Origin of the sequence: Fluviicola taffensis DSM 16823 (assembly GCF_000194605.1) — a bacterium.
GTDB lineage: Bacteria > Bacteroidota > Bacteroidia > Flavobacteriales_D > Crocinitomicaceae > Fluviicola > Fluviicola taffensis.
In genome coordinates, this window is record NC_015321.1 from 3,549,746 (window position 1) to 3,563,032 (window position 13,287).

9 protein-coding genes are annotated in these 13,287 nt (G+C 37.2%); 8 read left to right on the forward strand and 1 reads right to left on the reverse strand.

What is annotated here, in order from left to right; translation table 11 throughout:
- Complete coding sequence (locus FLUTA_RS15480; protein ID WP_013687839.1) at positions 1-1,497, forward strand: T9SS type A sorting domain-containing protein; 1,497 nt, start codon at positions 1-3, stop codon at positions 1,495-1,497.
- Positions 1,498-1,638: 141 nt separating this feature from the next.
- Here FLUTA_RS15480 and rplS read toward each other — a convergent pair whose 3' ends face one another.
- Positions 1,639-1,998, reverse strand: a complete 360-nt coding sequence (gene rplS, locus FLUTA_RS15485; protein ID WP_013687840.1) for a 50S ribosomal protein L19 — start codon at positions 1,996-1,998, stop codon at positions 1,639-1,641.
- 179 nt (positions 1,999-2,177) lie between these two features.
- Here rplS and FLUTA_RS15490 point away from each other — a divergent pair, with 179 nt between their 5' ends.
- The 7 genes from FLUTA_RS15490 to FLUTA_RS15520 all read left to right on the forward strand — a co-directional run bounded on the left by FLUTA_RS15490 (position 2,178) and on the right by FLUTA_RS15520 (position 13,286).
- On the forward strand, positions 2,178-2,624 hold the full coding sequence (locus FLUTA_RS15490; RefSeq protein ID WP_013687841.1) for an ATP-dependent zinc protease family protein: 447 nt from the start codon (positions 2,178-2,180) through the stop codon (positions 2,622-2,624).
- Between the two features lie 43 nt (positions 2,625-2,667).
- Positions 2,668-3,546 (forward strand): 30S ribosomal protein S6--L-glutamate ligase, encoded by an 879-nt coding sequence (gene rimK, locus FLUTA_RS15495; RefSeq protein WP_013687842.1) that lies wholly within the window; start codon positions 2,668-2,670, stop codon positions 3,544-3,546.
- Between the two features lie 2 nt (positions 3,547-3,548).
- Positions 3,549-4,529 (forward strand): succinylglutamate desuccinylase/aspartoacylase family protein, encoded by a 981-nt coding sequence (locus FLUTA_RS15500; RefSeq protein ID WP_013687843.1) that lies wholly within the window; start codon positions 3,549-3,551, stop codon positions 4,527-4,529.
- The gene (locus tag FLUTA_RS15505) at positions 4,526-5,002 is read left to right on the forward strand and encodes an RNA methyltransferase (RefSeq protein ID WP_013687844.1); all 477 of its coding nucleotides are present in this window, start codon (positions 4,526-4,528) and stop codon (positions 5,000-5,002) included. Before FLUTA_RS15500 ends, FLUTA_RS15505 begins: the two co-directional genes overlap by 4 nt.
- Before the next feature lie 194 nt (positions 5,003-5,196).
- Positions 5,197-8,619: a T9SS C-terminal target domain-containing protein gene (locus tag FLUTA_RS15510; protein ID WP_043023874.1), complete on the forward strand. Its 3,423-nt coding sequence runs from the start codon at positions 5,197-5,199 to the stop codon at positions 8,617-8,619.
- A gap of 1 nt (position 8,620) precedes the next feature.
- Positions 8,621-9,586 carry a PorP/SprF family type IX secretion system membrane protein gene (locus FLUTA_RS15515; protein ID WP_013687846.1) on the forward strand — a complete coding sequence of 322 codons (966 nt, stop codon included), beginning with the start codon at positions 8,621-8,623 and terminating at the stop codon, positions 9,584-9,586.
- 19 nt (positions 9,587-9,605) lie between these two features.
- Positions 9,606-13,286: a PKD domain-containing protein gene (locus FLUTA_RS15520; RefSeq protein ID WP_169312096.1), complete on the forward strand. Its 3,681-nt coding sequence runs from the start codon at positions 9,606-9,608 to the stop codon at positions 13,284-13,286.
- Position 13,287 lies beyond the last annotated feature (1 nt).

Below are 13,287 nucleotides of genomic sequence, written 5' to 3' on the forward strand. Positions count from 1 at the left end.
ATGCGTTTTTGGATGATGTTTGTTTTGTGTGTTGCGCCATTGATTTCAATGGCGCAACAGGCATTTTTCAAAGAATACTGGAGAGATGAATTTAATGCTCAAAAAAGTATCAAATGCTATACTGCAAGTGAAGTGGCAGATGGTTTTCTCATAGCTGGGGTAAAATACGATGTGTCTTATTTGGATTCATACACCTTTATAGCAAAATTGGACAATCAAGGAGATTTAATGTCTCTAACCTTAGATAGCACCTACTATATTGGACAGTATGTATCGAGTATTATCAAGGATAATTCCATGTATATAGTTGGTATAAAGGAGGATATAGCACCAGTAAAGCAAAGACAAAAATTTCTTGCAAAATTCACCTTATCTGGTGATATACTTTGGATTAAACCATTTGGTGATACCTCCAAATATCTATTTGATAATTCTGTCCGTAAAATTCAGTCTACCGATTCAGGCCTCATTGTTTTTGGTAGCTCTACAGGAACGAATGGTACTACCGATGCAGAAGTTACATTTTTAACTGACGAAGGAGACGTGCAGTACCGAAAATTGTTCACAACCGAAGAATCGTTACAATTGGCTGATATAATTCATGGTATAGCTAATCAACATGATGGCTATGTTTTATTACTAAAATCTCCTTCGCCCAGTTTGCAAAACAATCACTATACACTCATCAAGATTGATTTTGAAGGGAATGAGTTGTGGCGGAAAACAATCACCAACATGTCTTTTCCGGAACACAACATGGCAGGGCTCATCAATGAAACAAAAGGCATTACCCAAAATAAAGACAATGGAACAGTTGTGGTTTTTTCCACAGAAAATAATCCAGGGGGTCAATCAAGTCAAATTATTTTGGCCGTATTTGATGATTATGGAAATTTAGTGAATTCAAAAGTGAGTTTGAATGATGCTCATCAATATGTTGTTTATTTTGTGGAGTCCAATGCAGATTCTGAAGTGTTTTTAGCGGGTTCAAAAACGGGTTCTACTACTGAATCCTATGATCTTTTTACTGCAAAATTCGATTCAGATCTCAATCTGCTGAGTAACAAGAATTGGTGGTATGAAGGAAATGAATTGTCTAATGATGGTACTTTTTTAATGACAAGTGATGGAGGTGTTTTACTTGGGGGCAGTAAATATCGCTTTGAACTGAATGGATTTAATTTTGTACTTGCCAAAACAGATTGCATGGGCAATGTAGAATGGGATAATCACGCATGTATTTCCCCCAGTGAAGAAGAAGTAGTGGTGATGGGAAATCCAATGATCAATGATTTACTGATCCAGTTTCCGCAACTAGGTTCAGATAATCAGTTAGAGTTTGAATTAATCAATGCAATTGGTCAGGTGGTGAGAAAACGCCAGTATTCGGGGGGGATCATTACTGAAAATGTGGAAGATCTAAGTCATGGAATATACATCTATACAGTAAAAACAAGTCAAGGAAATGTCTTTACGGGAAAATTGCTGAAAGAGTAGTTCTTTTTGGAAATCTTTAATTGTTCTAAACTCTCGTCTTCTAATTCCCCTTAACTTTAAAAGAAAATTTCATACCACACAAAAAAATCCCGACTCTCGAAGAACGAGGTCGGGATCGATATATTGAGATAAATCTTCGGCTTATGAGTGAGAGTAGCTTCTTTTTTCCTTGATACGTGCTGCTTTACCAGTAAGACCACGGAAGTAGAAGATACGTGCACGACGTACAGCTCCACGTTTGTTTACTGTAATTGTATCAATGAAAGGAGAAGAAATAGGGAAGATACGCTCAACTCCTACGTTTCCTGACATTTTACGAACCGTAAAGGTTTCAGTTGTACCTTGTCCACGACGTTGTAAAACAACACCTTGAAAAAGCTGAACGCGCTCTTTGTTTCCTTCTTTAATTTTGTATGATACTGTAACTGTATCTCCAGCGCCAAATGCTGGGAATTCTTTCAATTCTACTAGTTCTTTTTGAAGCTCTCTGATAAAATCCATGACTCTAATTTTCTTTCACTATCCCATAATTGGGGGTGCAATATTAGGAATAATTTTTCAATTTATATAGTATCCCGTTAACTTTTTTTTATTTAAAGTCATTTTTCTGTTCGGAATTGCTTTTTTTCTAATTTCGAAGCTCGAATAAGAATGACTTAGGTGCAAAGATAGCGAGAAAGATGGAAGTAAAACAAAAGAAAATAATTGGTCGTAAGGATATCATTTCCTTTCCAAGTTTTGAATTGGAACATGTTCCAGTTAAAATCGATTCAGGAGCATATTCGAGTTCCATGCATTGTCAGTCGATAGAAATTATCGAATTTGGCAATAAAGCTCAACTCCGTGTAGTGTTTTTGGACAAGGAAATCAAAGGTTATACAGGCAAAGAGGTGGTGTTTGATGAATTTAAGACGAAAACTGTCAAAAGCTCCAATGGAATTGCTCAAGAACGATTTTTTGTTAAAGGTACCGCTAGTTTGTTTGGAGAGTCATTTGAAACCGTATTTTCGCTCACGGAACGAACTGGTTTAAGGAATCCCATCTTATTAGGACGACGTTTATTGAATAAGCGCTTCTTAATTGACACTGCTAAGACTAATTGTTCCTACAAATACGAAAATAAATAACTTATTGATCGAAGGAAAGGGATGAGCCTTTCACTTATACAGAATGAAAATTGCAATTTTATCACGCAATCCTCAATTATACTCCACGCGTCGTTTGGTTGAAGCAGCAGAAAAACATGGCCACGAAGCTCATGTGATAAATCACTTACTTTGTAATATCGAGATTGAGCAAAAAGGACCTTCTTTGTTTTATGGGGCTGATTATTTGGAAGGTTTTGATGCCGTTATTCCACGAGTAGGAGCTTCTGTTACTTTTTACGGTACAGCCGTGGTTCGACAGTTTGAAATGATGAACGTTTTTTCGGTAAATAGCTCCAGAGGAATCGTTCACTCACGTGATAAACTGCGTTGTTTGCAGGTTCTTTCGAAGGAGGGGATCGGACTTCCGAAGACTGTTTTTACCAATTATTCTCGAAACGTAGAACATGTTGTTTCATCAGCTGGTGGAGCGCCTGTGGTTTTGAAATTATTAGAAGGAACTCAGGGGTTGGGAGTTGTTTTGGCTGAAAACCAAAATGCTGCTCAATCTGTTTTGGAAGCTTTCAACGGATTAAAAGCACGTGTAATCGTTCAGGAGTTTATTAAAGAAGCTGGTGGTGCTGATATTCGTGCATTTGTTGTGGATGGAGAAGTGGTCGGTGCTATGAAACGCCAAGGAAAAGAAGGTGAATTTCGTTCTAATTTACACCGAGGTGGAACAGCAACTATTTTACAATTGACAGAAGAAGAAAAGCGAACAGCAATCAAAGCTGCTGAAGCAGTAGGATTGGGAGTTGCTGGAGTTGATTTACTTCAATCATCTCGCGGACCGCTTGTTTTAGAAGTGAATTCCTCTCCAGGATTGGAAGGTATTGAACGGGCTACAGGTGTTGATATTGCTGGAAAAATAATTGCTTTTATTGAGAAGAGTGTAACAAGATAGAAATGGCTAAAAAATTCTACATACTTGGAAAAGAAATTCTACCTGGACAAAGTGTTGAATTAAGTATGGATGTTGCCAAGTTGCATACACATACGCCTGTTCAGGTTCCTGTTTTCGTGGAGAGATCATTAAAAGATGGGCCAATTGTGCTTTTGATGGCTGGTCTACATGGAGATGAAATCAATGGAATGGAAATTATTCGACGAGTTATTCGGAAAAAATGGAATAAGCCAAATGCTGGAACAATCATCTGTTTGCCTGTTTTTAATATTTTTGGATATCTGAATTTAAAACGTGAATTACCCGATGGACGAGATTTGAACCGCAGTTTTCCTGGTTCAAAAAATGGCTCATTGGCGAGTCAGTTTGCTTATCAATTCATGAGTCAAATTGCTCCAAATGTGGATATTGTCATCGATTTTCACACGGGTTCTGCTCAGCGATCCAATATCGCTCAGGTTCGTTGTTTGATTTCAGATCCAATAAGTATGGAGTTGGCTCAGGTATTCAATCCGCCATTTATTGTTCATTCCAGATATATTCCAAAATCGGTGCGTGAAGCGTTGAACAAAATGGGGAAGAAAATTCTGCTCTTTGAAGGAGGAAAAACGAATTCCATCGATGAAACAATCGTTGAAGAAGGCTTGCTGGGAATACAGCGTATTTTGAATCATTTTCACATGAAAAGCTTTAAGTTGGAATCTATTGAAAATGAAACAATTATTATCAAATCATCCAAATGGTTAAGAGCGCCAGTATCTGGTGTTTTTCATTCGTTGGTTAAAAACGGGCAACACGTTGAGCATGGAGAAGTGCTTGGTTTGGTTAGTGATCCTTATGGTTCTATCGAGAAGAAAATTAAATCGAATTCAAAAGGATATATTATTTGTACCAATGAGGCTCCATTAGTCAATAAAGGAGATGCGATTTTTCATATAGGAAGTGCTCAAAATCAAGGGGAAATAGCAAAAGATTCTGTATGAAAACTTCCAATATTCAAGGGTACTGCGCAATCGGTATCTATAACGGTAAAACCGATCACAATATAGGAACGCTTTGGAGGTCAGCTTATATATTGGGTGCCGCTTATATTTTTACAGTTGGAAAACGCTATAAGAAACAAACATCTGATGTTACAAGAACCTGGGCTCGGATTCCTTACTTTCATTACGATACTTTGGAAGATTTATGCAATAACATTCCGTATGATTGTTGTTTAACAGCGATTGAATTGACAGAAGGTGCGGAATTTCTGCATGATTTTGAACATCCAAAAAGAGCGATTTACTTGTTGGGGTCTGAAGATCAAGGACTTCCTGATTCTGTTTTAGAAAAGTGTCGAAAAGTAATCAAATTACCTGGAAACTCTTCGCTTAATGTTGCTGTAACTGGTAGTATTGTACTGCACGATAGGGCGGCCAAATTAAAGTTGGAATTGCCTCCGAATCACCGTTAATCACTTTTTTAACTATGTATTTAGTTTTAGTTGATTTTGAGCTTTTGGATTGGGTTGAAATTCGTAACTAACTGATTTTTATTTTTGGAAAACTGCTTTCGCTGTGTGAATGGTTTGTTTCATTTTTTTAATTTTAGTAAAAAAGTGTTAGGGAAAAGTTATCTTTGTGCCTTCTAAACAGAGGTGCTTATATTATGTTCAGATTTCTACAACTTTCTCTACTTGCTTTATGTCTTACTACTGCTGTTAGTTCTTATGCTCAAAGAGATACTGTTTTTTGGTTTGCTGCTCCTGATGTTTCAGCGGGTGTAGGGCAATCTCCAATTATGTTGCGTTTTCAAACTTACGCACAACCAGCAATAATTACGGTCTCACAACCAGCAAACGGTGCATTCGTTCCATTGGTGTTGACAATGTCCACTTACTCAAGTGATAGCATTAATTTGAGTATGTTTTTTGCTCAGATTGAAAGTCCAGCAGGAAATGTGGTGTCAAATAATGGATTGAAGATCACTTCGACAGGTTTAATCAATGCTGTTTATGAAATCAATGCTCCAAATAACAAGGAACAATTTAGTTTAAAAGGATCTAAGGCCTTAGGAACAAATTTCTATACGCCTTTTCAAAAGCATTGGAATAACTCAGTAACAGCTCCTGCTACTTATTCTGGGATTGAAATTGTTGCAATTCAAAACAATACCACAGTTTTAATAACGCCAAGAACAGCAATTACAGGGCATACAGCCAATTCCACTTTTTCAGTTGTTTTGAATGCTGGTCAAACCTATAGTGCTCGTGATATGGATGTTTCTGCGCTTACTTCTTTAGCAGGATCTATCGTTTCATCCAATAAACCCATTGCATTGACACTTTTTGACGGTCAGTTGGTTGAATCTACTTGCTCGGATATGATAGGAGATCAATTGATTGCAACTCCATCAATCGGTACGGATTATGCCATTTATAAAGGAACATCAACAAACGATCGGATTTATGTATTGGCAACTCAAAATGGTTCTACTGTTGAGGTTACTGGAGCAGCAACTACATCTACTTTAATCAATTCAAGTGAAACACTGGAGATACCAATGGTTGATGAATTGCTTTATATCAAATCAAGTAAGCCAATTTATGTCTACCATGTTTCTGGTTTTGGTTGTGAATTGAGTGCTGCAGTTGTTCCGAGTATCAATTGTAAAGGAAATAACAATATGGCCTTTTCAAGATCGAGTGCAGATAGCTTAGGTGTTGTTTTAGTTACTCGAACAGGCTTTGAAGGTAACTTTTTCTTGAATGGTTCGTCAGGTTTGATTACTCCAGGAATGTTTACAGATGTACCTGGAACAATGGGACAATATAAGGCAGCTCGAATTTTCTTCAATACAGCCACAATTCCTATCAATAGTCATAACATGATTGTGAATTTGTCTGATATCTTCACCATGGCCACAATTACTGGTGGTGGAGCTAATTCGGGAGCTACTTATGCTTACAATACAGATTTCTTTGCTACTGCATATTCTCAAGCTGGAGCTAATGATACGGTTTGCGCAAATGTAAGTTATACTTTATACGGGAGTGTAGGTGGAGGTGCGATTTCGGGATCATGGTCAAGTAATGGATATGGTTCTTTTCAAAACGGTCTCAATTCTGTTCCCAACATTTACGTTCCAAGTCCATTAGACACTTTAATAAGTCCAATTCGTATTATTTTATCGACAACTGGTTTTTGTCCCATAGCGAGAGATACCATGTTTTTGGAAGTTACTCCAGCTCCAATAGTGAATGCAAATGCAGATCAATCTATATGCGTGAACAATGCACTTGTTCAGTTGAATGGAATCATTAGTGGAGGAGCTATTTCGGGAGTATGGTCAACCGTTGGAACAGGAACTTTTCAGCCAAATGCAAATACACTGAACGCAGAATATATTCCTTCGGCAGCAGATCTTTCACTAGGGACTCTGCAATTTGTGTTAACTTCTACAAATTCAATTTCATGCGCCACGGTAACAGATACGATGAGTTTGGTGTTTACTCCTGCTGCTGTTGTGCAGGCTGGACCAGATACGTTGGTTGTTTGTGCGAATAATTCAACAGTTGTTTTATCTGGAACTGTTTCTGGACCTACAACTACCGGTAAATGGTTATCAAGTGGTACAGGTGTATTTACTCCAAATAATAGTTCCTTGAATTGTTCTTACGTACCAAGTGTAGCTGATACTGCTGCTGGGTTTGTATGGCTGTATTTAGAATCGACATCCAATGGAAATTGTCTTCCAGAACAAGATACTATTTATGTTTCAATTCAAGATGCTCCAAAGGTAGATGCAGGGCCAAATCAATTGAAATGTGCCAATAGTACATTGGTTCAATTAAATGCGGTTGTTCCAGGAGGAATTTTTGGTGGAACATGGAGTGGTGGTGGTGGAACATTTAGTCCTTCAGCTACTGCTTTAAATGCAACCTATCAACCAACACCAACGGAGGTGTCAAACGGAAGTGTTGTTTTGACATTGACCTCAACGAATAATGGTACTTGTACGGTTGTTAATGATGCGATTCAAATAAATTTTGTTTCTCCCCCATTTGCGAATTTTAGTGGAACAAGTGTTTGTGAAGGAATTCAAAATGTATTTACAGATTTTTCATTACCAGGCTCTGGAGTGATTACATCTTGGTCATGGTTATTTGGAACAGGCCAAACTTCTACGAATCAAAATCCGACTCATTTATTTGCTACAGCTGGTTCTTACCCAGTTGAACTCATTGTGACGAATTCAAACGGATGTAAGGATACGACACTCATTAATGTGGCTGTTTTTGATAAGCCAGTAGCCAATTTTTCAACGACTAGTTCTTGTCCAAATAATCAAGTCACAGTTAGTTTTGTGGATGAATCAACAAGTTCAGATGTTATTAATTTTTGGTTTTATGATTTCGGAGGACAAGGTTCTGCGGCATTAGCAAATGTGAGCCAACAGTTTACAAGTGGTGGAACATATACCGTAACTCATATCATTTCTACAGCTAGTGGTTGTTCAGATACAATTATTATTCCTGTAGTAATTGATCCTCTTCCAGATGCTGGTTTCTATTTTAATTCAACTGGAGGAGCCAACATTGGAGCGCCTTATAATTTTATTGACACATCAGATTATGCGTTAAATTATTCTTGGAATTTTGGTGATGGATCTACTTCAAGTTCGGTGAATCCAAGTCATATTTATTATGCAAATGGTAATTACTATGTTGTTCTGCAAATAACAAACGCTTTAGGGTGTATGGATAGTGCGATTCAATTTATTGCAATAAATACCGTAACGAATGAAATAAGCACTTTGATTCCTACTATTATTTCACCAAATGGAGATAGTTCGAATGATGTATGGAAGCTGGAATTCTTGAAATATGGCTATTCTAACGCACACATCGAAATTTACAATGAATGGGGACAGACAGTTTTTACTTCAGATGGATATGAAAATCCTTGGGATGGAACTTATAAGGGCGAACCTGTTCCTGATGGAAATTACATGTATGTGATTCAATTGAATGCAGATGCAAGTCCAGACATCTACAAAGGAGTATTAATGGTCTTAAGAAAACGAGATTAATATGTGTAAGAAACTACTTATAACTTGCTTATTTGCTGCTTTTGGCCTTGTTTCATACGGACAACAGCAAAGTCTTTTTACAAATGTATTTGCAAATCCCTTGCATTACTCTCCTGCTTATGCTGGAAGTACAAATTATCATGAAGTGAGTTTTTTCAATAGAAATCAATGGGTTGGATTTAAGAATGCCCCCAAAAATTTCTATTTGAATTTTCAAGGCTCGTATAAAAACAAAGCGAAACATGGGTATGCCGTTCAAGTGTTAACCGAACAGATAGGTTTGTTAGGTAAAACAGGAATTTATTTGAATTATGCCTATCAAATTAAAATGAACAAAAAATGGAAAATCGGATTAGGTGTTCGCCCTGGTTTCGTTCAGTACAGAGTTCGTTTATATGATGCAGTTATCGCTGATGCAGGTGATCCAATATTAACTGGAAATAGTTATTCGGGAAATGCATTCGATGTAAATGCAGGTTTTAGACTTTACAGCGATAAATTAGAGGTTAGTGGAACAATTGATCATTTGATAGGCAAAGGATTTAATATGCCAACATACAATCAAAATTTACAGTTTCATTATACCTTAATGTCTTCTTACAAGTTTGTATTTAAAAAACATTGGGAATTTAGACCAGGTATTTTATTCCGTTATACGAAGCCTGTTCCTGCTCAATTTTCAATTCTCGCTCAATTATCCTATAAAGACAAATTTTTTGGAGGATTGAATTTTAGAACAAATGATGCCGCAGGAATTTTTCTTGGAATTAGAATCAAGAACCGGTTGAGTATTACTTATGGTTATGACTACAGTTATACGAAATTGAGAAAATACAGTGCAGGTTCTCATGAAATTGGAATTTCTTTCATAATAACGAAGAACAGACCATCATTGGAAGAAGAAGATGATAAATTGAATAATAGTATTCTTGAGGATATCCAAAAGGAAATCGACAAGAATAAATAGTAGGATGAATTTAGAGCTTATGAAATTACGTCAAATAATAGGACTGCTAGTTTTGATTTTTACGATCGGATCATTCGAAAGTAAAGGTCAAATCGATTCGGTTTTTTGGTTCGCAGCCCCATGGGTTACACCAAGTCACTCTGGGAATACGCCAATAGTGTTGAGAATTTCAACATTCAATGCGCCAACAACAGTAAGGGTTTACCAACCTGCAGGTACTTATGATTCAACTTTTGTTGTACCCGCTAACTCATTAAACTCACACTTTTTAACTTCGATAGTCAACACTTTGGAGTCAAAACCTGCGGATAATGTACTCAATTATGGAATCAAGATTGAAGCGGATACATTGGTGACTATTGTCTATGAAGTTGTAACAACCGGTAATAATCCAGAAACCTATTCCCTGAAAGGTCAAAATGCAGTAGGAACAGAATTTGTTTGTCCTTTTCAGACTACTTGGGCGAATGGAAGTTATGCGCCAATTCAACCGAAGTCAATGATTTGTATTGTTGCAACGGAAGATAATACAACTGTTTGGATTACACCTAAAGCTACTGTAGTTGGCCATCCTGCTGGGGTTACCTATTCAATTGTACTCAATAGAGGTCAAGTTTATACGGTTGAAAACACCTCACAAGCTACAAATACTCCAGGAAATAATTTAGGAGGAACTATTGTTGTTGCAGACAAACCAATTGCAGTAACTGTTTCTGATGATTCTGTTACGAATTCTGGAGGTGGTTGCCGGGATTTAATGGGAGATCAAATTGTTCCTGTTGATGTAGTTGGTACAAACTACATTGTAAACAGAGGAAACATGTTTGCAAACTCTCAGGAAGGAATCTTTATAGTTGCAACGCAAAACTTTACTTCCGTAACTGTTACGACTACTTTGGGAACCTTTTCACAGCTATTAAATCAAGGAGATACTTGGAAATATGTATTAACTGCCACAGAGGGACTTGCTTATGTTGATGCAGATAAGAACGTATATGTACTTCAAGCTAGTGGTTTTGGTTGTGAAGTAGGTGAAGCATTACTTCCACCAATCAACTGTGCTGGTTCAAGTCAAGTGAGTTTTACACGTACGAATGCACAAACATTTATTCTAAATATCCTTTGTCCAACATCAGCGATCAATAACTTCTTGTTAAATGGAAGTAATACACTTGTTCCTGGATCGGCTTTTCTACCTGTTCCTGGAACAGCAGGTTTTTGGAGTGGCGCTCAAATTGATTTTCCAGTTGGAAGTATTCCTGTTGGAACTTCTAATTTGTTAACCAATTCGAGTGATTTCTTCGGAATGGGAGTAATTAATGGGGGAGCAGGAACTGGATGTTATTACCATTATATGTCAGCCTTCAACAGAAAGGTTTATACGAAAGCAGGAAATGATACAACGCTTTGTAATGGAGATCCTTCTGTATTATTAAATGGTTCAGTTGAGGGTGGATCTACAACAGGTGAATGGACGGTAATCAATGGAGCAGGTTCCTTTGTAAATGCTACGGATTTAACAACTTCATATGTTCCTTCTACCTCAGATTACACGCAAGGAACTTTGACTTTTGTATTAGCTTCTACAGGGAATTGTGACCCGGTAAGAGATACCATGATTGTAAACTTCATTCAATCACCAGAAGCAAATGCAGGAACAGATGATTCCTATTGTAAAAACAATGTTGGAGCAGTTCCAATTACAGGAGCATTTTCTTATTCCGCAGCAGCTACTTGGAGTGGCGGGGATGGCGGAGCATTTGGGAATATCGGATCACCTACTACAACATACACACCATCACCAGCTGATTTAGCAGCTGATAGTGTGGTTCTTTTCTATACCACTGCAGGAAGTTTTTTCTCTTGTCCAAATAAACAAGATACGGTTGTTATTTTCTTTACAGATGCGCCAACAATTGATGCGGGACCAGATCAACTGGTTTGTTCAAATACTACGGATGTTGCATTGAACGCAGTTATTTCAACAGGAAGTGGAACTTGGACATCGAGTGGAACTGGAGGCTTTTCTCCTTCTCAAACAACCCTGAATGGAAGTTACGTATTAGCTACTAGTGATATCTCGAATGGATTGGTGATGCTCTATTTAGTTTCTGATAACAATGGAAATTGTGCTGCTGTATTTGATAGTTTAGAAATTCAAATTATAAACTTCCCTGTTGTAACTAATACAACAACGGATTCTATTTGTTCCAATAATGGAACTTTGAATTTAACAGGAACAGTTACTAGTGGGTTCTCAACACAATGGACAACCTCCGGATTTGGAACAATAGCGAATCCATCTAATTTATCTACCATTTACTCAATCTCACCTGTTGATGTAACCAATGGATTTATTGATGTCGTTTTATCTACAACAGGAATTTGTCCAATAGCCAATGACTCGATACGAGTGATTTTTGTTTCTCCTCCTCAAGTAAATGCAGGAACTGACCAGGCTTACTGTCAAAATGCTTTGGTTCAATTAAATGGACAAATTACAGGAGCTGATACAACAGGAACGTGGTCAACTTTAGGAACAGGAACTTTTCTTCCTGGTCCCAATTTTTTAAACGGGGTATATGATCCTTCTATAGGTGATGTGTCTGGTGGACCAATTAGTTTGATTTTAACTTCAACTTCTAATTTTGGATGTCCTCCAGATAGAGATACTATTGTGATTACGTTTAACAGAATACCAACTGCGGATTTTACATATGCAAATGTTTGTCAAGCTAGTAACATGAATTTTGTCGATGCTTCAGTGGCAAATACGGGTAGTTTATCTACTTGGAGTTGGGCTTTTGGTGATAATACAAATTCAATAGCCCAAAATCCACAACATGCTTATACAACACCTGGTAATTTCAATGTGATGATGATAGTTACTTCGTCTAATGGTTGTACAGATACTGTTGTAAAACCGGTTACTGTTTATCCATTGCCTTTGCCTTCATTCAATGCTTCCATTGCTTGTGAAGCTTATCCAACTAATTTTACAAATACTTCTTTCATTCCTTCAGGATCAATTGTTTCTTATTTGTATGATTTTAATGGAATTGGTACAAGTTCGCAATCAAATCCATCTTTCGTTTTTCCAACAAGTGGGACTTACAATGTAACATTGACGGCTGTTTCTAACTTTGGATGTACGAATTCAGTCATACAACAAATTGTAGTTCATGCTATTCCAAATGCATCGTTTACTGCAACTCCTAATCCAGCATTGGTGAATCAAAATATTACTTATACAGACGTAACTGCAGGTAATATTATTTCTTGGCAATGGAATTTTGGTGATGGACAAGGGGATAATATCCAAATCACGAATCACAGTTACAATGCCGGTGGAGTATACACTGTAACATTAACAATTACAGATGATATTGGTTGTATGGATACGATATCTAAGGATATTTCTGTTGCTCTTTTGCCAGTCGTTCCTTCTGGATTTACTCCAAATGGAGACGGGGAAAATGATGTGTTTATTATTCGGGGTGGACCATTTAGAAACGTTGATTTTAAAGTGTATAATAATTGGGGACAATTGATTTTCGAGTCCAATGATTCTTCAATAGGATGGGACGGTACCTATAAAGGGGAACCTGCCCCGCTTGGTGTTTATACTTGGACATTTGTTGTTGATATGGGAAGTGATTTTATTGTCAAAGAATCAGGTGACGTAACTTTAATTCGATAAG